Here is a 20,115-nt window from a genome sequence, read left to right on the forward strand (position 1 = left end):
CGGAACGGCGCGCGAGCCCTAGAGTTTCGTTCACCGCCGAATGTCCGAGAGGTGAGGTCGTGCCGTCACACCTGCATTTCGGGGAGGACGACTTCCTGCGCTGCCGCTTCGCCGTGTCCCCGCTCTGGGAGACGCAGGAGGTCGCGCGCACCCTCAAGCGGCCCGACCGGCACGGCTACCACGCGCCCTGGCTGCGCCGGATCCGTACGGCCGCCGCGGCGCTCGACCTGGCCGGGCTGTGGCTGCTGATGCCGCGCCGGGGCCACTCCCCCGACTGGCTGTGCCCGCCGCCTGTCGGGCCCGCGGCCACGTTCGAGGAGGAGCTCGCCGCGGTCCGGGCCGCCGACCCGGAGACCGCCCTCGCGGACACCGCCCGCTCGCTCGCGGACACCCCCGGCGCACCGGACTCGCCCCGGGGGCGGGCCTGGCTGGCGGATCCGGAGCGGATGATCCGGGAGCTGACCGGTGTACTGGAGGAGATCTGGCACACCCTCCTCGCGCCGGACTGGCCCCGGCTGCGCGCCCTGCTGGAGGCGGATGTCGCCTTCCACTCCCGACGGCTGGCCGAAGTGGGTCTGGGCGGGCTGCTGCCGGAGATCAACCGGCGGTGCGGCTGGCAGGCCGGGACCCTGACCGTGGCCTCGAACGGCGAGCACGAGCGGCACCTGGGCGGGCAGGGGCTGGTGCTGATGCCGAGCGTGTTCTCGTGGCCGGACGTCGTGAGCGGCTTCGACCCGCCCTGGCAGCCGACGCTGGTGTACCCGGCGCGCGGCATCGGCGGCCTGTGGACAGACACCACCGCCCTCTCTCCCGAGGCACTCGTCCGGCTGCTGGGCCGGGGCCGGGCAGGCGTGCTCGGCGCGCTCGACGATCCGGCGACCACCTCCGCCCTCGCCCACCGGCTCGGCCTCGCCCCGTCCTCGGTCTCCGCGCACCTGACGGTGCTGCGCGACGCCGGGCTGCTGGTGTCCCGGCGCTACGGCCACCAGGTGCTGTACGAGCGGACGCCGCTGGGGATGGCGCTGGTGTCGGGCGGCGCTCAGTAGAGGCTGCGCAGGCCGAGGACATCGCCCTTGCCGAGCGTGCGGGCGTCCGTGGAGCAGGCGAAGGAGTTCGCGTACATGGTGAGGTTCTCGTGTCCGGCGCCGGAGTGACCGAGGCCGAAGACGTGCCCGGCCTCGTGCGTGGCGACGCTGCGGATGTCGTAGGCGTGCGTGCAGGCGCCGGCCGGACGGTCCGTGAACGGGAAGCCACGGGTGTTGAAGCGGACGTCGGCCTCGAGCAGTTCCTCGGGCCCGCCGGGCACCGGCCGGCTCCAGGAGCAGGTCGTCGCGACGGCTTCGCCGCCGATGTCGCCCGCGTCCCACACGCTCAGACCGTCCCGGCGGGTGCAGCGGCCCTCGCGGTCGATGCCGGCCTCGTTGCCGGTGGCCGACAGGAACCTGGCCTTCGCCGTGACCCGGTCGTCGTAGCCGCAGTCGTTGCGGCTCGTGGTGATGGTGGCGATGGCGTCCTCGAAGGCCTGCCGGCCCTCGGCGTGGGACAGCCGACCCGGCAGGGGGCCGTCGCCGATGAACCACTCGTACGTGTCGTACTCCTTGCGGCCCTCGGTGGAGTAGGCGCTGTCGACGCAGGGGGCCGGGGCGTCGGCGCGGGCCCTGGCGGCGGCCTGCGTACGGGCCGCCTCGTAGGCGTACGAGACCGTTCCGTCGGCCGCGACCGTCAGGGTGAATCCGTGCGCCGAGCCGTCCACCGTGAGCGCGTCGACGCTGACCGTCGTGCCGGGTTCGGGCACCGCCACTCCGGCGCCTTCGTGGGTGACCACCCGGCCGACGGCGAGGCAGTCGAACACGGACGAGCCGGCGGGCAGATCGTCCACGGTCAGCTCGCCCCGGGCGAGCGCGCACGCCGGTGGCCGGGGCGCTTCCCCCACGCAGACCCCCGAAAGCGCCGCCGCCACCAGGAACGCGGTGACCACCCTGCCGACCAGCCCCGGTCCGCGCCGCCCTGCCACCGCACACTCCCCTTCGGTGCCACGCCAGCGCGCGGAACTTGATCGGCCTCGGGAGACATTAGCCAGGCGGCACCGGCCGTAACCCCATCCGATATGACCCGTTCGAGCGACTATTGCTCAAACGGGTGTCCCGTCGCTGTCCCTTCCGCTACTCCGAGCGCTCCCCCAGATGCCGTTCCACCGTCTCCACCTTCGAGGTCAGACCGTCCGTCACACCGGGGCGGATGTCCGCCTTCAGGACCAAGGAGACCCGGGGGGCTCGCTTCTCGACGGCGGCCACGGCGCGCTTGACGACGTCCATGACCTCGTCCCATTCGCCCTCGATGGAGGTGAACATGGCGTCGGTGCGGTTTGGGAGGCCGGACGCGCGGACGATCCGGACGGCGTCGGCGACGTATTCGCCGACGTCGTCGCCGACGCCCAGCGGCGTGACCGAGAACGCGACGATCATGCCTTCGCCACCGTCTCCTGGCGGGCGCGGGAGGCGATGACCGCGTCCTCGGCCTCCCGGCGCAGCCTGCGCTCGGCGAAGAAACCGCCGGTCGGCAGGACCGACAGGACGAAGTAGAGGGCCGCGGTCCTCAGGGACCACTTCGCGCGGTTCCAGGCGTCCGCCCAGAAGAGCACGTACAGGACGAACAGCACTCCGTGGACCATGCCCATCACGGGCACCGCGTTGAAGTCCGTGGTCCGCTTCAGCACCGAGCAGATCAGCAGCAGGAGGAAGGAAACGGCCTCGGGGGCGGAGACCAGGCGCAGGCGGCGGAGGGCGGAGGCTGTCTTCAGGTCCACGGGTCACCTTCGGGGGGGGAGGTACGGCGACGAACAGGTCGGTTTGTGAATGCACGCACAAGCGTCGCCCATTGTGGCAAACGGTCCACCTAAGGGTGCGTTCAGGGTCGTTCTCCACCCCCGGGTGCTGTTCGGCGCACCCGTCCGGCCGCTACCTTTCGCAGCGTGGCGATGTTTCGACTTCAAGGCAGCAAGGTGCTCGCCGTCGACATGACCGGGGACGCCGTGAAGGCGAAGAACGGCTCGATGGTCGCGTACGACGGGCAGATGGCGTTCAAGAAGCTCAGCGGCGGCGGTGAGGGCATCCGGGGGATGGTCACCCGGCGGCTCACCGGCGAGCAGATGACCATGATGGAGGTGAGGGGGCAGGGCACGTGCTGGCTGGCCGATCGTGCCTCCGAGATCAATCTCGTCCAGCTCCGGGGGGACAAGCTGTACGTCGAGTCGAGCAACCTGCTCGCGACCGACGCCGGGCTCAGGACCGGGACGAGTTTCACCGGCCTGCGCGGCGCGACCCAGGGCAACGGACTCTTCACGACGACCGTCGAGGGCTCCGGCCAGGCGGCCATCACCTCGGACGGGCCGGCCGTGGTGCTGCGCGTCAGTCCGCAGTACCCGCTGACCGTCGACCCCGGCGCCTATGTCGCGCACCAGGGCAACGTCCGGCAGACCTTCCAGTCCGGTGTGACCTTCCGCACGTTCATGGGCGAGGGCGGCGGCGAGGCCTTCCAGATCCGGTTCGAGGGGGACGGCCTGGTGTACGTCCAGCCGAGCGAGCGCAACACGATCGCGGGGGATGTGTGAGATGACCTTCCGCGAGATCAACTCCAAGATGGTCGAGGCGACCGTCGTCCCCGGCCAGCGGCTCTTCAGTCAGCGCGGCGCCATGCTCGCCTACCGCGGCGAGGTGGCCTTCACCCCCAACGTCCAGGGCGGCCAGGGCGGGGTGAGGTCCATGATCGGGCGGCGGCTCGCCAACGAGGACACCCCCCTGATGACCGTCGAGGGCAGCGGCACGGTCCTGTTCGGGCACGGCGGCCACCACGTCCAGGTCATCCGGCTCACCGGCGACACGCTGTACGTCGAGGCGGACCGCCTGCTCGCCTTCGAGGGCACCCTCCAGCAGGGCACGATGTTCCTGGGCTCCCAGGGCGGGGTCATGGGCATGGTCCGGGGCCAGGTCAGCGGACAGGGTCTGTTCACCACCACCCTGAAGGGGCACGGGGCCGTCGCCGTGATGGCCCACGGCGGTGTCTTCGAGGTGCCGATCACCCCGCAGCGCCCGGTCCATGTCGACCCCCAGGCCTATGTCGCCCACCACGGCGACGTCCGCAACAAGCTGTCGACGGCGCTGGGCTGGCGGGACATGGTGGGCCGGGGCTCAGGCGAGGCGTTCCAGCTGGAGCTGAGCGGCAGCGGTGCGGTGTTCGTCCAGGCGTCGGAGGAGAAGCTGTGAGCATGTACGGGGCTCCGGGCGGCGGCCCGACGGTGCACGACCCGATGACCCTGCCGGTCGACGACAACGTGAACAGCTACACCTTCTGCGTGGAGCTCAAGGGGAGCCAGTGGTTCCTCCAGAAGGGGAAGATGATCGCCTACTACGGGTCGATCGACTTCAACGGCATCGGACACGGCCGTCTGGAGCGTCTGGTCCGCACTTCGTTCCATTCGCCTCTGCACGCCAGCGACTGGGTCGTGGCGGAGGGTTCGGGCAAGATGCTCCTCGCCGACCGGGCCTTCGACGTGAATTCGTACGACCTGGAAGACGGCAACCTGACCATTCGCTCTGGCAATCTGCTCGCTTTTCAGCCAACTCTGTCGCTCAAGCAGTCGATCGTGCCGGGATTTCTCACGCTGATCGGAACCGGCAAGTTCGTCGCGGCATCTAACGGTCCGGTGGTGTTCATGGAACCCCCGATCCGGGTCGACCCGCAGGCGCTCGTCGGCTGGGCCGACTGCCCCTCTCCGTGCCATCACTACGACCACGGGTACATGACCGGCCTGATGGGCGGTCTACGTGCGCTGACAGGCCTCGGAGGGGCTTCCGGGGAGGAGCACCAGTTCGAGTTCGTGGGTGCCGGGACGGTGCTGCTCCAGTCGACCGAGCTGCTCATGGCCGAGCAGGCGACGGGGGCGGTCCCGCACGAGCCGGGAGTGCCCGGCGCAGGCGCCGGACCCGGTGGGCACGGTGGCCCCGGAGCACAAACCGGCGCACCGCGCCTTCCCGGACAGCTGGGGGACCTCCAGCGTCGCTTCGGGCTGTGAGCGGTAGTCTGCGGAGTGTGACATCGAACGCGTGCGCACCGTCACACCACCCTCACTAGTTCGCCTTTCAACATTTTAGGTAGACTTCATTTATGGAGACCGAAACGGCCACGCGCTGGCTGACCGATGCGGAGCAGTGCGCCTGGCGCACCCACCTGGAGGTCAACAGGCTGTTGACGTACCAGCTCGAAAAGGATCTCCAACCGTTCGGCCTGACCATGAACGACTACGAGATCCTGGTGAATCTCTCCGAGTCGGAGGGCGTCCGGATGCGGATGAGCGACCTCGCGTCCGCCACCCTCCAGTCCAAGAGCCGTCTCTCGCACCAGATCACCCGCATGGAGAGCGCCAACCTGGTGCGCCGTGAGAACTGCGAGTCCGACCGCCGCGGCCTGTACGCGGTCCTGACCGAGCACGGCCTGGAGACGATGCAGAAGGTCGCGCCCCATCATGTGGAGTCCGTGCGACGGCACTTCATCGACCACCTCCCCCCCGAGGCCACGACGGAACTGTCGAAGGCCCTGAAGCCCGTCGCGGAACACCTCCGCGGGCAGCGGGGACGCCCGTGAGGAACTCCCGCTAGACGGTCGGTTCAGGCGATCGGTCCAGTCGACCGGCAGGCGGAGCTCGAACAGGGCTCCGCCTGCCGGCGTCTGACGGACCGTGAGCGTGCCACCGTGCCGGACGGCCACGTCCCGGGCGATCGCCAGGCCGAGACCCGCCCCGCCGTCATCGCGGCCGCGTGCGTCGTCGAGCCGCACGAAGCGGCGATGCGGTAGTCGGCCGTGTCGCCGTCGACGGTCGCGGAGCCGTCGCCGAACCGGGTCTCGTCGCCGATCTCACCGGGGTCGAGCGAGTCCCGGGCCGAGTCGACGTCGCCGCCGACGCCCGCGAGGACCTCGCCGCGCTGAAGGGCTCGAGCCTCGACGCCCACGAGGCCGCGCCGGCCGTCGCCGTCAAGGGCGCGGTGACCGACGTCGGCCTGGACGACGACGAGCGCGCCGCGGTGTGGAGCGTGGACACCGCCACGGCCGGCGAGTGGCAGGTCGACGTGCGCACGGGCAAGGTCACCCAGGACTTGACGACTGACCGGGCGCCCGGCCGTCAGACGAGGGGTACGAGATCGCTCGTGCCCCTCCGGGCACCTCTGGCGACGGCCGCCGCCGTCATCAGCACCACCGCTCCGGTCAGCGCGAAGCACACCGCCACCGGCAGCCGTCCGGCCAGTGCCCCGGCGACCGCCGTACCGGCCGTACTGCCCGCGTTGACGGCCGTGTTGACCCAAGCCCCGGCCCGCACCCGGGCCTGGGGCGCGGCGATCTCGTCGGCGATGAGATACGCCGTGGTGATCGCCGGCGACACGAAGAACCCGGCGGCCGCGACGGCGACGGCCAGCGTGCCGAGCCCCGGCGCGAGTCCCGCACCGCACAGCGTCAGGCCGAGTCCCGCCGTGAGCAGGGGCAGCCGCGCCCCGGCCGACGCCCGCCAGGTGACGGCCCCGTTGAGCAGCCCGCCGACGGCACTGCCGGCCGACAGCGCGGCCAGCACCCAGGCGGCGCTCGCCCCGCCGGTCCCGTGCCCGTGGCGCTCGGCGAACGCCACGACCAGCAGATCGACCACGCCCAGCGCCAGCCCCACGCCCGCGATGGCGACCACCGGCCGCCCGAGCCCGCGCAGACCGCCGCCGCGCCGCGCGGCGGCCTTCCCCGGTCCCACCGCCCGCACGGCCGGCGACGACAGGAACCCGGCCGTGCCCCCGGCCATCAGGGCCGCCCCGACGACGATCCCCGCGGCCGGCGGTGCGAAGCCGACGAGGACTCCGACCAGCAACGGCCCGGTGACGAAGAGGAGTTCCTCGGCGACGCCGTCGAGGCTGTACGCGCGCTGGAGCAGGGCGCGGTCCGGGGTGAGCATCCCCCACACCGCCCGCATGGTGGGCCCCAGCGGCGGCACGCAGGCGCCCGCGGCGGCGGCGAGGGCGCCCAGCACGGGGGCCGGGGCGCCGGCCGGGCGCGCGAGGGCCAGGGTCAGCAGGACGAGCACCGCGAGGTAGGCGGCGGTCATCGGCAGGAGTGCCCGGCGTGGCCCGTGCCGGTCGATGAGGGCCGCCCTGGCGGGCGACAGGAAGACGGTGGTGGCCCCGAACAGGGCCATCACGGTGCCCGCCACCGCGTACGAGCCCGAGGAGCGGGTCACGGCGAGCATCAGGGACAGCGGGACGATCCCGTACGACAGCCGTCCGGTCAGGGCGGCGGCGAAGGTACGGCGGGCGTGCGGAACGCGCAGGACGACGGCGTACGAAGGCCGCACGGCAGGCGAAGCGGACATGAGGAGTTCCTCGACTCATGGCAGGAGAAAGGGGACGCCGGATCGCCGCGAGCCGGGCGGCCGGAGCCGCTCACCGGTCGCGGGCCGAGGCGGGCCCTATGCCAGGAGGAGGAACATGAACGCGACCGTATCAGCGCGGCCCGGGCGCCGACGACGCCTTTTGTGAACGGCTCGTCGGCGCGCCTCACGGCGCCGCGCATCGGACCGGGTCAGCCCTGGGTCAGCCCCGCCACCAGTTCGTCCGCCGCCCGGTAGGGGTCCAGTTCGCCGGCGACGATGCGCTCGGCGAGCGTGCTCAGCCGACGGTCGCCGTGCAGGTCCCCGATGCGTTCGCGCAGGGCCGTGACGGCGATCGTCTCGACCTCGCGGGCCGCGCGGGAGCGGCGCCGCTCGGAGAGGACGCCGTGCTCCTCCATCCACGCGCGGTGCTTCTCCAGCGCTTCGACGACCTCGTCGATGCCCTCGGCGCGGGCGGCGACCGTCTTCACGATCGGCGGGCGCCAGTCCCCGGGACCGCGGGCCTCCCCTAGGCCGAGCATGTGATTCAGCTCACGGGCGGTGGCGTCGGCGCCGTCCCGGTCGGCCTTGTTGACGACGTAGACGTCGCCGATCTCGAGGATCCCCGCCTTGGCGGCCTGGATGCCGTCACCCATGCCGGGGGCCAGCAGGACGACACTGGTGTCCGCCTGCGACGCGATCTCGACCTCCGACTGACCGACGCCGACCGTCTCGACCAGGACCACGTCGCAGCCCGCCGCGTCCAGTACCCGGATCGCCTGCGGGGCCGACCAGGCGAGGCCGCCCAGATGGCCGCGGGTGGCCATCGAGCGGATGTACACGCCGGGGTCGGAGGCGTGCTCCGACATCCGGACGCGGTCGCCGAGCAGAGCGCCGCCGGAGAACGGCGAGGACGGGTCGACGGCCAGCACCCCGACCCGTCTGCCCTGCTTGCGGTAGGCGGTGACCAGCGCCGACGTCGACGTGGACTTGCCCACGCCCGGTGAACCGGTCAGGCCCACCACATACGCGTTGCCCGTGAGCGGGGCCAGCGCCTCCATGACCTCCCTGAGCTGCGGGGACGCCCCCTCCACCAGGGAGATCAGCCGGGCCACGGCCCGCGGCCGGCCTTCCCTGGCCTGGGCGACCAGCGAGGAGACGTCCTGCATCACAGCTCCGTTCAGATCCGTTCAGGGTGAGATGTGCACGAGGCGGGCGACGGGGCTCAGGCCCTGGGCACCCGCACGATCAGCGCGTCGCCCTGGCCGCCGCCGCCGCACAGCGCGGCCGCGCCCACGCCGCCGCCCCGGCGCCTGAGCTCCAGGGCCAGGTGCAGGACGAGGCGGGCGCCGGACATGCCGATCGGGTGACCCAGGGCGATGGCGCCACCGTTCACGTTCACCTTTTCCGTGGACACGCCGAGGTCCTTCATTGACTGCACCGCCACCGCGGCGAAGGCCTCGTTGATCTCGACCAGGTCGAGGTCGGAGACCTCCAGGCCGTCCTTCTTCAGGGCGTGCAGGATGGCGTTGGAGGGCTGGGACTGGAGCGAGTTGTCCGGCCCGGCCACGTTGCCGTGGGCGCCGATCTCGGCGATCCACGTCAGGCCCAGCTGCTCGGCCTTGGCCTTGCTCATCACGACCACGGCCGCCGCGCCGTCGGAGATCTGCGAGGAGGTGCCCGCGGTGATCGTGCCGTCCCTGGTGAACGCCGGGCGGAGCTTGCCCAGGGACTCCGCGGTGGTGTCGGCGCGGATGCCCTCGTCCTTGCTGAAGACGACCGGCTCACCCTTGCGCTGCGGGATCTCGACCGGGGTGATCTCGGCCTCGAAGATGCCGTTCTTCTGCGCGGCGGCGGCCCTCTGATGGCTCAGCGCGGCGATCTCGTCCTGCTCGGGACGCGCGATCCCGAGCCGCGTGTTGTGCTTCTCCGTGGACTCGCCCATGGCGATGTTCTCGAAGGCGTCGGTGAGACCGTCGTACGCCATCGCGTCGAGCATCTCGATCGCGCCGTACTTGAAGCCCTCGCGGGACTTCGGCAGCAGGTGCGGGGCGTTGGTCATGGACTCCTGGCCGCCGGCCACCACGATGTCGAACTCACCCGCGCGGATCAGCTGGTCGGCCAGCGCGATCGCGTCGAGGCCCGACAGACACACCTTGTTGATCGTGAGCGCCGGGACGTTCATCGGGATGCCGGCCTTGACCGCGGCCTGACGGGCCGGGATCTGCCCCGCCCCGGCCTGGAGCACCTGCCCCATGATCACGTACTGCACCTGGTCGCCACCGATCCCCGCACGGTCGAGGGCGGCCTTGATCGCGAAGCCGCCGAGGTCGGCTCCGGAGAAGGACTTCAATGAGCCCAGCAGCCGCCCCATGGGCGTCCGCGCGCCCGCGACGATCACCGAGGTCGTGCCGTTGGAACCAGTCGATTGAGTCATGAGCTGCGATTCCCCTTACCGGCCTGCACTGGCCGAGGAGTGAACGAGGGTTTACTTCGAATGTACTGAGCGGTAGTCCGCCCCGTCACCGGCCCTTCAGTGTGATCGCGCGCACGTTGCGTAACCACGTCCGGCGCGCTGCACTAACAGCATGCTGACGCGAATCGACCACATCGGGATCGCCTGCCACGACCTCGACGCGACCGTCGAGTTCTACCGTTCCACGTACGGCTTCGAGGTGTTCCACTCCGAGGTCAACGAGGAGCAGGGCGTGCGCGAGGCCATGCTCAAGATCAACGATACGTCCGACGGCGGGGCCTCCTACCTCCAGCTCCTGGAGCCGACCCGGCCGGATTCCACCGTCGCCAAGTGGCTCGACAAGAACGGCGAGGGCGTCCACCACATCGCTTTCGGTACGGCGGATGTGGACGCGGACTCCGCGGACATCAGGGACAAGGGCGTACGCGTTCTGTACGAAGAGCCGCGACGCGGCTCCATGGGGTCACGAATCACCTTCCTGCATCCAAAGGATTGCCACGGAGTACTGACAGAACTGGTCACTTCGGCGCCTGTTGAGTCACCTGAGCACTGACCCTCGTACATATGGGCCGGTAGGGTTGGGGGCGGTCGCCGCTCACACCGGGGCGACCCGGTCCTGCCGTACGGCGGCGGGACGCAGCCGGGGTCCGGGTGTCGGGGGACGAGCGTCGGGGCAGCAGCCCATGCTCCGTCGTTGATCTGACACCATTCCCCGGGAGCCCCGTTCGGCGGATGGACGGAGCTCGTACGGGAAGCTTGCGACCAGGGACGGATGGGACCGCGCAGTGCGGGGCTACGAGAGCCAGGAGCGGGAACCGGCGGCTGACGTCGACCACCTGACTCGGTTCGAAGCCGAGATGAAGCGGCTGAAGACCGAGCGGGAAAAGGCGATCCAGCATGCCGAGGACCTCGGCTACCAGGTCGAGGTGCTGCGCGCCAAGTTGCACGAGGCGCGCCGCACCATCATGTCCCGGCCCGCCTTCGACGGCGGCGACATCGGGTACCAGGCCGAGCAGATGCTGCGTAACGCGCAGATGCAGGCCGACCAGTTGCGGCAGGACGCCGAACGGGAGCTGAGCCAGGCCCGGGCGCAGACGCAGCGGATCCTCCAGGAGCACGCCGAACAGGCGGCCCGGCTCCAGGCGGAGCTGCACCAGGAGGCGGTGGCCCGTCGCCAGCAGCTCGACCAGGAGCTGGCGGAACGCCGGCAGAACGTCGAGTCGCACGTCAACGAGAACGTGGCGTGGGCCGAGCAGTTGCGGGCCCGCACCGAGGCACAGGCGCGCCGGCTGCTCGACGAGTCGCGGGCCGAGGCCGAGCAGTCCCTGGCGGCCGCGCGCGCCGAGGCCGAGCGAGTGGCCACCGAGGCCCGCCAGCGGCTCCAGGTGGACGCCGAGGCGACCCGCGCGGAGGCCGAGCAGCTGCTGCTGCGGGCCCGCACGGACGCCGAGCGGCTGCTGAACGCCGCCTCCAGCCAGGCCCAGGAGGCCAGCGACCACGCCGAGCAGCTGCGCACCTCCACCGTCACGGAGTCCGACGCGGCCCGCCGGCAGGCCGGTGAGCTCAGCCGCGCCGCCGAGCAGCGCATGTCCGAGGCCGAGGAGGCGCTGCGCAAGGCGCAGGCCGAGGCCGACAAGATGCTCGCGGAGGCGAAGGCCACCGCCGAGAAGGCGCTCGCCGGCGCGGAGGCGGCCAAGGAGCAGCGCACCCGCACGGCCAAGGAGCAGGTCGCCCGGCTGGTCAGCGAGGCCACCAAGGAGGCCGAGACCACCAAGGCGGACGCCGAGCAGCTCGTCGCCGACGCCCGCACCGAGGCCGAGAAGATCGTCGCGGAGGCCTCCGAGAAGGCCCGCACGCTCACCGCCGAGGAGAGCGCGACCCAGCTGTCGAAGGCGGCGAAGACCGCCGAGGACGTCCTCGTCAAGGCGCAGGAGGACGCGCAGAACACCACCAAGGCCGCCGCCGAGGAGGCCGAGCGGATCCGTCGCGAGGCGGAGACCGAGGCGGACCGGCTGCGCGCCGAGGCGCACGACATCGCCGAGCAGCTCAAGGGCTCCGCGAAGGACGACACCAAGGAGTACCGCGCCAAGACGGTCGAGCTCCAGGAGGAGGCCCGTCGGCTGCGCGGCGAGGCCGAGCAGCTGCGCGCCGACGCGGTCGCCGAGGGCGAGAAGATCCGCGCGGAGGCCCGCAAGGAGGCCGTCCAGCAGATCGAGGAGGCGGCCAGGACCGCCGAGGAGCTGCTGTCCAAGGCGAAGGCCGACGCGGACGAGCTGCGCCGTAAGGCCACCTCGGACAGCGAGAAGGTGCGCACCGAGGCCATCGAGCGCGCGACCACGCTGCGCCGGCAGGCCGAGGAGACCCTGGAGCGCACCCGCGCGGAGGCCGAGCGCCAGCGCGACGAGGCGGTGGAGCTGGCCGAGACCATCACCTTGAACGCCGAGCAGGCCGCGCGCGAACTGCGCGAGGAGACCGAACGCGGGGTCGAGGCCCGGCAGGCGGAAGCCGCCGACGAGCTGACCCGGCTGAACACCGAGGCGGAGTCCCGGCTCGCCTCCGCCGAGCAGGCGCTGACCGACGCCCGGGAGGAGGCCGCGCGGATCCGCCGCGAGGCCGGCGAGGAGACCGACCGGCTGCGCTCGGAGGCCGCGGAGCGGATCCGCACACTCCAGCAGCAGGCCGCCGCGGAGGTGGACCGGCTGCGCAACGAGGCCGCCGCCGACGCGTCCGCCTCGCGCGCCGAGGGCGAGGCCGTCGCCGTACGGCTGCGTTCCGAGGCCGCCGCCGAGGCGGAGCGGCTGAAGTCGGAGGCGCAGGACACCGCCGACCGCGTGCGCGCGGAGGCGCAGGCCGCCGCCGAGCGGCTGGCCGCCGAGGCGTCCGAGACGCTGGCCGCCGCCCAGGAGGAGGCGCTCCGGCGCCGCCGCGAGGCCGAGGAGCTCCTCGGTTCCGCCCGCCAGGAGGCGGACCAGGAGCGCGAGCAGGCCCGCCGGCAGAGCGAGGAACTGCTGGCCTCCGCGCGCAAGCGCGTGGAGGAGGCGCAGACCGAGGCCGTCCGGCTGGTCGAGGAGGCCGACCGGCGGGCCAACGAGATGGTGTCGGCTGCCGAGCAGCACGCGCAGCAGGTGCGGGAGTCCGTCGCCGGGCTGCACGAGCAGGCGCAGGACGAGATCAACGGGCTGCGTTCCGCCGCCGAGCACGCGGCGGAACGTACCCGGCGCGAGGCCGAGGAGGAGGCGGACCGGGTCCGTTCCGACGCCTACGCGGTGCAGGAGCGGGCGGCCGAGGACGCGAACCGGGTCCGGCGTGAGGCGAGCGAGGCGTCGGAGGCCGCGCAGGCGCTGGCCGAGCAGACCGTCGGCGAGGCGATCGCGGAGGCGGAGCGGATGCGCTCGGAGGCGTCCGCGCACGCCCAGCGGGTCCGCACCGAAGTCTCGGACGCCATCGCCCAGGCCGACCAGGACGCCTCGCGCACCCGCGCGGACGCCCGGGACGACGCCAACCGCATCCGCTCGGACGCGGCGACGCAGGCCGACACCCTCATCACCGAGGCCCGCAACGAGGCGGAGCGGCTCCAGACGGAGACCATCGCGGAGGCCGAGCGCCTCCAGTCCGAGACGATCGCGGAGGCCGACCGGCTGCGGGCCGAGTCGGTCGCCAAGGCGGAGAAGCTCATCTCGGACGCCGCCGGGGACGCGGAGCGGCTGCGCGCCGATGCCGCCGAGACGGTGGGTTCCGCGCAGCAGGCCGCCGAGCGGATCCGCAGCGAGTCCGAGCGCGTCAGGACGTCGGCGGCGGCGGAGGCCGACCGTCTGATGAGCGTCGCCCGCGAGGAGGCCGACTCGACGCTGGACGAGGCCCGCAAGGAGGCCAACAAGCGGCGCTCCGAGGCGGCCGAGCAGGTCGACACGCTCATCACGGAGACCGCGGCCGAGGCGGACAAGCTGCTCACGGAGGCTCAGCAGCAGGCGCAGCAGGTCACGGCGGACGCGGAGGCGCAGGCCGACTCGATGGTCGGCGCGGCCCGCAACGAGGCCGAGCGGCTGGTCTCCGAGGCGACGGTCGACGGCAACTCCCGGGTGGAGAGGGCCCGTACGGACGCCGACGAACTGCTGGTCGGCGCCCGCCGGGACGCGACCGCGATAAGGGAGCGGGCGGAGGAGCTGCGCGACCGCATCACGAGGGAGATCGAGGGGCTGCACGAGCGGGCCCGCCGCGAGGCCGCCGAGACGATGAAGTCGACCGGCGACCGCTGCGACGCGCTCATCAAGGCGTCCGAGGAGCAGCTCGCCAAGGCGCAGGCGAAGGCGAAGGAGCTGGTGTCGGACGCCAACTCCGAGGCGGGCAAGGTCCGTATCGCCGCCGTGAAGAAGGCCGAGGGGCTGCTCAAGGAGGCCGAGCAGAAGAAGGCGACGCTCGTACGGGAGGCCGAGGAGCTCAAGGCCGAGGCGATCCGCGAGGCGCGGCGCACGGTCGAGGAGGGCAAGCGCGAGCTGGAGGTCCTGGTGCGTCGGCGTGAGGACATCAACGCCGAGATCTCCCGGGTCCAGGACGTGCTGGAGGCGCTGGAGTCCTTCGAGGTCCCGACCGGCGGCAAGGACGGGGGCGTCAAGGCGGGCGCCGCCATCGGGGCGCCCCGGTCGGGTGGGAAGCCCTCGGACGGCCAGCGGAATGTGTGAATTGCGTTAAAGTCTGATGCCTTTGACCGGACCTTTGGCAAGTGGTGTGCCGCTCAGCCACCCAAAAGGGGTGTCATTCTCCAGATCAAACACGCATACGCTCGATGACACACCGTTCAGGCCCCTAGGATTCCACCTATCACCTCACCGGTCTCATTCGACAGGAACCCCATGAGCGACACTTCCCCCTACGGCTTCGAGCTTGTGCGGCGTGGGTACGACCGCGCTCAGGTGGACGAACGCATCTCGAAGCTCGTCTCCGACCGTGACAGCGCTCTGGCCCGTATCACTGCTCTGGAAAAGCGCATCGAGGAGCTCCACCTCGAGACGCAGAACGCCCAGGCTCAGGTAAGCGACGCGGAGCCGTCGTACGCCGGCCTCGGCGCGCGTGTCGAGAAGATCCTCCGCCTCGCCGAGGAAGAGGCCAAGGATCTGCGCGAGGAGGCCCGTCGCGCGGCCGAGCAGCACCGTGAGCTCGCCGAGTCGGCGGCCCAGCAGGTGCGCAACGACGCGGAATCGTTCGCTGCGGAGCGCAAGTCCAAGTCCGAGGACGAGGGCGTCCGGATCGTCGAGAAGGCCAAGAGCGACGCGTCGCAGCTGCGTTCCGAGGCGCAGAAGGACGCGCAGTCGAAGCGTGAGGAGGCGGACGCCCTCTTCGAGGAGACCCGTGCCAAGGCCGCGCAGGCCGCCGCCGACTTCGAGACCAACCTCGCCAAGCGCCGCGAGCAGTCGGAGCGCGACCTGGCGTCCCGTCAGCAGAAGGCGGAGAAGCGTCTCGCGGAGATCGAGCACCGCGCGGAGCAGCTGCGCCTGGAGGCCGAGAAGCTGCGCACCGACGCCGAGCGCCGGGCCCGTCAGACCGTCGAGACGGCGCAGCGCCAGGCCGAGGACATCGTGGCCGACGCCAACGCCAAGGCGGACCGGATCCGTTCCGAATCCGAGCGCGAGCTGGCGGCCCTCACCAACCGCCGCGACAGCATCAACGCCCAGCTGACGAACGTCCGCGAGATGCTCGCCACGCTGACCGGTGCCGCGGTGGCCGCGGCCACCACGCCGTCCACGGACGACGAGCCGATCTCCCGCGGGGTCCCCGCGCAGCAGTCCCGGTAACGTCCACGGGTACGGCCAACGAACATCGGCGAAGCCCTCCGCCACTCCGGTGGCAGAGGGCTTTGCCGCGCTTTAGCGTGGCCGCATGATCGAGCTGTCGGGCCTGACGAAGCGGTACGGCGAGAAGGTCGCGGTGAACAACCTGACCTTCACCGTCAGACCGGGCATCGTCACGGGCTTCCTCGGTCCCAACGGCGCCGGCAAGTCCACCACCATGCGGATGCTGCTGGGCCTCGACCGGCCGACCGCCGGGGACGTCCGGATCGACGGGCAGCACTACGACCGGCTGAAGGACCCCCTCAAGTACATCGGCGCCCTGCTGGACGCGAAGGCCATGCACGGCGGGCGCAGCGCCTTCAACCATCTGCTGTGCCTGGCGCAGAGCAACGGCATTCCGAAGAGCCGGGTGCACGAGGTGCTGGACACCGTCGGTCTCACCTCCGTGGCGAAGAAGAAGGCCAAGGGGTTCTCGCTGGGCATGGGGCAGCGGCTGGGCATCGCGGGCGCGCTCCTCGGTGACCCGCGGATCCTGATGTTCGACGAACCGGTCAACGGCCTCGACCCCGAGGGCATCCACTGGATCCGCAACCTGATGAAGTCGCTCGCCGCGCAGGGGCGGACCGTGTTCGTCTCCTCCCACCTCATGAGCGAGATGGCGCTGACCGCCGATCACCTCGTCGTCATCGGGCAGGGCCGGCTGCTCGCCGACACCTCGATGGCCGACTTCATCGCGCAGAACTCGCGCTCGTTCGTCCGTATCCGTACCCCGCAGCGGGAGCGGCTGCTGGACGTGCTGCACGGTGCCGGGGTCCTGGTCGTCGAGTCCGGCAGCGGGGTGCTGGAGGTCGACGGCGGCAAGTCCGAGCACCTCGGGGAGCTGGCCGCGCGGCATCAGATCGTGCTGCACGAGCTGAGCCCCCAGCGGGCCTCCCTGGAGGAGGCGTTCATGCAGCTGACCGCGGAGTCGGTGGAGTACCACGCGCACTCGGACCCGCCCCCCGGACCGCTCGAGCGGTTCGAACCGCCCGGACCGCAGTGGGGCGACGACTGGACGAGGAGCTGATGATGGCGGCGACCCAGGTCATCCGGTCCGAGTGGACCAAGATCCGGTCGGTGGCCTCCACCGTGTGGACGCTCTCTCTCGCCGTGGTGGTCACCATCGCCCTCGGCATGCTGATCGCGGCGCTGTCGAGGAACGAGTTCGACAACATGAGCCGCGACGACCGGCTCTCCTTCGACCCCACCTTCATCAGCTTCGCCGGGATGAGCCTGGGCCAGCTCGCGATGATCGTGTTCGGGGTGCTGGTGGTGTCGAACGAGTACAGCACCGGCATGATCCGCACCTCGCTGGCCGCCGTGCCGCAGCGCGGCACCTTCCTGTTCAGCAAGATCGCGGTGGCCACCGGGCTCGCGCTGGCCGTGGGGCTGGCCACCAGCTTCGTCACGTTCTTCCTGGGGCAGGCCATGCTCGGCTCCCACAAGGCGTCGATCGGGGACAGCGGAGTCCTGCGCGCGGTCATCGGCGGCGGTCTGTACATGACGCTCATCGCCGTGTTCTCGATGGGCGTGGCCACGATGCTGCGCTCGCCGATGCTGTCGCTGGGCATCCTGATGCCGTTCTTCTTCCTGATCTCCAACATCCTCGGCAACGTCTCCGCGACGAAGAAGATCGGCCGGTATCTGCCCGACCAGGCCGGCAGCAAGATCATGCAGGTGGTCACGCCGATCGACGACGACACTCCGTACGGGCCCTGGGGCGGGTTCGGAATCATGGCGCTGTGGGCCCTCGCCGCGCTCGCGGGCGGCTACCTCCTGCTGAAGAAACGCGACGCGTAACGCTTTGGGCTTTGCTTTCATTTGAGCGGAACCGTCAGCGCCCCGATAGTCTCCTAACCCTTACGGGGGCGTGTGCCCTGCTGTCCTGAACCTTTCGATGGGTGCGGAGCATGATCGAAGCAGTCGGCCTGACCAAGCGCTATGGCGACAAGACCGCTGTGTACAACCTTTCCTTCCAGGTGCGGCCCGGTGCCGTCACCGGCTTCCTCGGGCCCAACGGCTCGGGCAAGTCGACGACCATGCGGATGATCCTCGGCCTGGACAACCCGACCTCCGGGACGGTGACGATCGGCGGCTACCCGTACCGCAGGCTGCCGAACGCCGCCCGCCAGGTGGGCGCCCTGCTGGACGCCAAAGCCGTGCACGGCGGCCGGCACGCCCGCAACCACCTGCTGAGCCTGGCCCAGCTGTCCGGCATCCCGGCCCGGCGGGTCGACGAGGTGCTCGGCGTGGTCGGCCTCCAGGACGTGGCGCGCAAGCGCTCCAAGGGCTTCTCCCTGGGCATGGGCCAGCGGCTCGGCATCGCGGCCGCGCTGCTCGGCGACCCGCAGGTGCTGCTCTTCGACGAGCCGGTCAACGGCCTCGACCCCGAGGGCATCCTCTGGGTGCGCAACCTGATGAAGTCGCTGGCCGCCGAGGGCCGCACGGTGTTCGTCTCCTCCCACCTCATGAGCGAGATGGCGGTGACCGCCGATCACCTGATCGTCATCGGGCGCGGGCAGCTGCTCTCCGACATGAGCGTGACGGACTTCATTTCGGCCAACTCCGCGGACTTCGCGCGCGTCCGCACCCCACACCCCGAACCCCAGCTGCGCGAGAAGCTGGCCTCCGCGCTCACCGAGGCGGGCGGCCATGTGCTGCCCGAGCAGGACGGCGCGCTGCGGGTGACCGGGCTGCCGCTGCCGCGCATCAGCGACATCGCCCACGACGCCGACGTACGCCTGTGGGAGCTGTCGCCGCACCAGGCCTCGCTGGAGGAGGCGTACATGCGGATGACGCAGGGCGCCGTCGACTACCGGTCGACCATCGACCAGAAGGCCGGCCTCCAGCAGCAGCTGCCGCCCGGCGCGCAGCCGCCGATGCCGGTGCCGGGCCAGGGCCAGCCGGGCTGGTACGCCCCGCCGCCCCCGCAGCACCCCGGCTACGCGCCTCCGCAGCCGGCCCAGACGCCTCCGGCGGCGTCCTACGGGTCGTACGGCGCCCCGGCGGCACCCGGCACGGCATCCGGCCCGAGCGGGGCACCCGGCCCGAGCGGGGCCAACCCGTACGCCCAGGCGCCCGCACAAGCCCCGGCCCAGCCGCCTGCCCCGGCCGCGTCGCCGGCGTCGGCACCGCCCGCGCCCGCCCCGGTGGCCGCCGCGCCCGCGCCTGCCCCCGCAGCTCCCGCCGCACCCGCCCCCGACGCCGCCCCGACCAAGTCCGAGGACGCCCGATGAGCACCCCGCAGCACCCGTCGCCGCAGGCCGCGCCCGCCTGGCAGGGGGCGCCCGGTCCCGCGTACGCCGCGGCCGGCCCCGCCTACACCTCGCCGATCCCGATCGTGCGCACCCACCTCGGACACGCCGTCGCCTCGGAGTGGACGAAGATCCGGTCGGTGCGCTCCACGATGTGGACGCTGGGCGTGTTCGTGCTGCTCGTCGTCGGCATCGGACTGCTGGCCGGCGCGATCGTCGCCGCGAACGCGACCGAGAGCGACCTCGCGGGCGACACCGCCCTGTCGTTCGGCTTCTTCGGACTGCTCCTGGGCAGCATGTGCATCATCACGCTCGGCGTGCTGACCACGGCCTCGGAGTACGGCACCGGCATGATCCGGACGACGATGGTGGCCTGCCCGACCCGCGGCCGGGTGCTCGCCGCGAAGGCGGTCGTGTTCTTCGCCGTCGCGTTCGTCGTGACGCTCGTGTCCTCGGGCTTCGTCGCCATGGTGGACGTGGGCATGCTGGGCGACGCCCGGCAGCCGACCGGCTCGGAGTGGCTCAAGGCCACCTTCGGTGTGTCCCTCTACATCGCGCTGCTCGGGCTGATCTCGCTGGCCGTCGGCTCGATCATCCGGCACTCGGCCGGCGCCATCACCATCATGATCGGCGTCCTGCTGGCCCCGCTGGTCATCGCGATCTTCATGTTCTCGTCCTCGCTGGAGGACCTGCGCCAGGCCCTGTTCGAGTACTCGATCCCGAACCAGCTGAGCGTCTTCTACTCGACCTCGCTCAGCGACAGCGGCCCGAGCGGCTGGGACCCGCTGTGGATCGCGCTCGGCGTGACCGCCGCCGTGCTCGGCGGCGCCTTCGCCCTGCTGGAGAAGCGCGACGTCTGACGGCTAGGGCCTGTCCGGCGGATCAGCGCGGAGGAAAGCCACGGCACCTCGTCACTGCGGGTGAGCGGGGTCTGGTGCGTTGAACGCAAGGCGGAGGAGGGAGTCGACGCGGAGCGTCGGCAACCGACGGCAACGCCGCAGATCGGCGTGCCAGACCCCGCGTCTCCGGCATGATCCGCCGGACAGGCCTTAAAACTTCGGCGCGTTACGGGACCGCCGCACCCCCGGGGGGCGGCGGTCCCGGGCGTTGCAGCACGCCGTGTGCCAGTGGCGGCGGGCGGCGACGCCCCCGTGGGAGGGCCAG

The 20,115-nt window shown here is 71.6% G+C and carries 18 protein-coding genes and 2 pseudogenes; 12 read left to right on the top strand and 8 right to left on the bottom strand.

Annotated features, from left to right (window positions below):
• Window positions 1–59: 59 nt before the first annotated feature.
• The gene (locus tag ACFWBD_RS35745) at window positions 60–1,046 is read left to right on the top strand and encodes a DUF5937 family protein (RefSeq protein WP_385676399.1); all 987 of its coding nucleotides are present in this window, start codon (window positions 60–62) and stop codon (window positions 1,044–1,046) included.
• Here the strand turns inward: ACFWBD_RS35745 and ACFWBD_RS35750 are convergent.
• From ACFWBD_RS35750 to ACFWBD_RS35760, 3 genes are all read right to left on the bottom strand, one after another.
• Window positions 1,040–2,014, bottom strand: a complete 975-nt coding sequence (locus tag ACFWBD_RS35750; protein ID WP_385676402.1) for a matrixin family metalloprotease — start codon at window positions 2,012–2,014, stop codon at window positions 1,040–1,042. The genes ACFWBD_RS35745 and ACFWBD_RS35750 overlap by 7 nt on opposite strands.
• Before the next feature lie 148 nt (window positions 2,015–2,162).
• The gene (locus ACFWBD_RS35755; RefSeq protein WP_385676405.1) at window positions 2,163–2,465 is read right to left on the bottom strand and encodes an MTH1187 family thiamine-binding protein; all 303 of its coding nucleotides are present in this window, start codon (window positions 2,463–2,465) and stop codon (window positions 2,163–2,165) included.
• On the bottom strand, window positions 2,462–2,806 hold the full coding sequence (locus ACFWBD_RS35760) for a DUF3817 domain-containing protein (protein WP_385676408.1): 345 nt from the start codon (window positions 2,804–2,806) through the stop codon (window positions 2,462–2,464). Before ACFWBD_RS35760 ends, ACFWBD_RS35755 begins: the two co-directional genes overlap by 4 nt.
• 171 nt (window positions 2,807–2,977) lie before the next feature.
• On the opposite strand from ACFWBD_RS35760, the gene ACFWBD_RS35765 reads away from it, so the two are divergent.
• The 4 genes from ACFWBD_RS35765 to ACFWBD_RS35780 all read left to right on the top strand — a co-directional run bounded on the left by ACFWBD_RS35765 (window position 2,978) and on the right by ACFWBD_RS35780 (window position 5,640).
• On the top strand, window positions 2,978–3,610 hold the full coding sequence (locus tag ACFWBD_RS35765) for an AIM24 family protein (RefSeq protein ID WP_351761427.1): 633 nt from the start codon (window positions 2,978–2,980) through the stop codon (window positions 3,608–3,610).
• A gap of 1 nt (window position 3,611) precedes the next feature.
• The gene (locus ACFWBD_RS35770; protein WP_385676443.1) at window positions 3,612–4,262 is read left to right on the top strand and encodes an AIM24 family protein; all 651 of its coding nucleotides are present in this window, start codon (window positions 3,612–3,614) and stop codon (window positions 4,260–4,262) included.
• Window positions 4,263–4,264: 2 nt separating this feature from the next.
• Window positions 4,265–5,071 carry an AIM24 family protein gene (locus ACFWBD_RS35775; protein ID WP_385676446.1) on the top strand — a complete coding sequence of 269 codons (807 nt, stop codon included), beginning with the start codon at window positions 4,265–4,267 and terminating at the stop codon, window positions 5,069–5,071.
• A gap of 92 nt (window positions 5,072–5,163) precedes the next feature.
• Window positions 5,164–5,640, top strand: a complete 477-nt coding sequence (locus ACFWBD_RS35780) for a MarR family winged helix-turn-helix transcriptional regulator (RefSeq protein ID WP_385676411.1) — start codon at window positions 5,164–5,166, stop codon at window positions 5,638–5,640.
• Window positions 5,641–5,736: 96 nt separating this feature from the next.
• Here ACFWBD_RS35780 and ACFWBD_RS35785 read toward each other — a convergent pair.
• From ACFWBD_RS35785 to ACFWBD_RS35800, 4 genes and pseudogenes are all read right to left on the bottom strand, one after another.
• Window positions 5,737–5,838: pseudogene (locus ACFWBD_RS35785) on the bottom strand (hypothetical protein); the annotation flags it as partial.
• A 337-nt stretch (window positions 5,839–6,175) separates the two neighbouring features.
• A complete protein-coding gene (locus tag ACFWBD_RS35790) occupies window positions 6,176–7,399 on the bottom strand; it encodes an MFS transporter (RefSeq protein ID WP_385676414.1) in 1,224 nt (407 codons plus the stop codon).
• Between the two features lie 209 nt (window positions 7,400–7,608).
• Window positions 7,609–8,565 (bottom strand): methylmalonyl Co-A mutase-associated GTPase MeaB, encoded by a 957-nt coding sequence (meaB, locus tag ACFWBD_RS35795; protein WP_385676417.1) that lies wholly within the window; start codon window positions 8,563–8,565, stop codon window positions 7,609–7,611.
• 56 nt (window positions 8,566–8,621) lie between these two features.
• Complete coding sequence (locus tag ACFWBD_RS35800; RefSeq protein WP_385676420.1) at window positions 8,622–9,833, bottom strand: acetyl-CoA C-acetyltransferase; 1,212 nt, start codon at window positions 9,831–9,833, stop codon at window positions 8,622–8,624.
• A gap of 151 nt (window positions 9,834–9,984) precedes the next feature.
• Between ACFWBD_RS35800 and mce the strand changes: the two genes are divergently transcribed.
• From mce to ACFWBD_RS35835, 7 genes are all read left to right on the top strand, one after another.
• Window positions 9,985–10,425, top strand: a complete 441-nt coding sequence (mce, locus tag ACFWBD_RS35805) for a methylmalonyl-CoA epimerase (RefSeq protein WP_020131156.1) — start codon at window positions 9,985–9,987, stop codon at window positions 10,423–10,425.
• A 232-nt stretch (window positions 10,426–10,657) separates the two neighbouring features.
• Window positions 10,658–14,551: a polarized growth protein Scy gene (gene scy / locus ACFWBD_RS35810; protein WP_385676424.1), complete on the top strand. Its 3,894-nt coding sequence runs from the start codon at window positions 10,658–10,660 to the stop codon at window positions 14,549–14,551.
• Between the two features lie 171 nt (window positions 14,552–14,722).
• Window positions 14,723–15,661: a cellulose-binding protein gene (locus ACFWBD_RS35815; RefSeq protein ID WP_385676427.1), complete on the top strand. Its 939-nt coding sequence runs from the start codon at window positions 14,723–14,725 to the stop codon at window positions 15,659–15,661.
• A gap of 85 nt (window positions 15,662–15,746) precedes the next feature.
• Complete coding sequence (locus ACFWBD_RS35820) at window positions 15,747–16,724, top strand: ABC transporter ATP-binding protein (protein WP_385676430.1); 978 nt, start codon at window positions 15,747–15,749, stop codon at window positions 16,722–16,724.
• A 2-nt stretch (window positions 16,725–16,726) separates the two neighbouring features.
• Window positions 16,727–17,497 (top strand): ABC transporter permease, encoded by a 771-nt coding sequence (locus tag ACFWBD_RS35825; protein WP_351760706.1) that lies wholly within the window; start codon window positions 16,727–16,729, stop codon window positions 17,495–17,497.
• Between the two features lie 110 nt (window positions 17,498–17,607).
• On the top strand, window positions 17,608–18,933 hold the full coding sequence (locus ACFWBD_RS35830; protein ID WP_385676433.1) for an ATP-binding cassette domain-containing protein: 1,326 nt from the start codon (window positions 17,608–17,610) through the stop codon (window positions 18,931–18,933).
• Window positions 18,930–19,811: an ABC transporter permease gene (locus ACFWBD_RS35835; RefSeq protein WP_385676436.1), complete on the top strand. Its 882-nt coding sequence runs from the start codon at window positions 18,930–18,932 to the stop codon at window positions 19,809–19,811. The genes ACFWBD_RS35830 and ACFWBD_RS35835 overlap by 4 nt, the downstream gene beginning before the upstream one ends.
• A gap of 189 nt (window positions 19,812–20,000) precedes the next feature.
• Here ACFWBD_RS35835 and ACFWBD_RS35840 read toward each other — a convergent pair.
• Window positions 20,001–20,115 (bottom strand): annotated as a pseudogene (locus ACFWBD_RS35840) (ATP/GTP-binding protein); the annotation flags it as partial.

This window comes from Streptomyces sp. NPDC060002 (assembly GCF_042737245.1).
In the GTDB taxonomy this organism is placed as follows: domain Bacteria; phylum Actinomycetota; class Actinomycetes; order Streptomycetales; family Streptomycetaceae; genus Streptomyces.

Excerpts from the sequence above, each read along its gene's own strand:
- ACFWBD_RS35755 (WP_385676405.1), bottom strand. The coding sequence starts at position 2,465 with ATGATCGTCGCGTTCTCGGTCACGCCGCTGGGCGTCGGCGACGACGTC.
- ACFWBD_RS35765 (WP_351761427.1), top strand. The coding sequence starts at position 2,978 with ATGTTTCGACTTCAAGGCAGCAAGGTGCTCGCCGTCGACATGACCGGG.
- ACFWBD_RS35770 (WP_385676443.1), top strand. The coding sequence starts at position 3,612 with ATGACCTTCCGCGAGATCAACTCCAAGATGGTCGAGGCGACCGTCGTC.
- ACFWBD_RS35775 (WP_385676446.1), top strand. The coding sequence starts at position 4,265 with ATGTACGGGGCTCCGGGCGGCGGCCCGACGGTGCACGACCCGATGACC.
- ACFWBD_RS35780 (WP_385676411.1), top strand. The coding sequence starts at position 5,164 with ATGGAGACCGAAACGGCCACGCGCTGGCTGACCGATGCGGAGCAGTGC.
- ACFWBD_RS35790 (WP_385676414.1), bottom strand. The coding sequence starts at position 7,399 with ATGTCCGCTTCGCCTGCCGTGCGGCCTTCGTACGCCGTCGTCCTGCGC.
- meaB (WP_385676417.1), bottom strand. The coding sequence starts at position 8,565 with ATGCAGGACGTCTCCTCGCTGGTCGCCCAGGCCAGGGAAGGCCGGCCG.
- ACFWBD_RS35800 (WP_385676420.1), bottom strand. The coding sequence starts at position 9,833 with ATGACTCAATCGACTGGTTCCAACGGCACGACCTCGGTGATCGTCGCG.
- mce (WP_020131156.1), top strand. The coding sequence starts at position 9,985 with ATGCTGACGCGAATCGACCACATCGGGATCGCCTGCCACGACCTCGAC.
- ACFWBD_RS35815 (WP_385676427.1), top strand. The coding sequence starts at position 14,723 with ATGAGCGACACTTCCCCCTACGGCTTCGAGCTTGTGCGGCGTGGGTAC.
- ACFWBD_RS35820 (WP_385676430.1), top strand. The coding sequence starts at position 15,747 with ATGATCGAGCTGTCGGGCCTGACGAAGCGGTACGGCGAGAAGGTCGCG.
- ACFWBD_RS35825 (WP_351760706.1), top strand. The coding sequence starts at position 16,727 with ATGGCGGCGACCCAGGTCATCCGGTCCGAGTGGACCAAGATCCGGTCG.
- ACFWBD_RS35830 (WP_385676433.1), top strand. The coding sequence starts at position 17,608 with ATGATCGAAGCAGTCGGCCTGACCAAGCGCTATGGCGACAAGACCGCT.
- ACFWBD_RS35835 (WP_385676436.1), top strand. The coding sequence starts at position 18,930 with ATGAGCACCCCGCAGCACCCGTCGCCGCAGGCCGCGCCCGCCTGGCAG.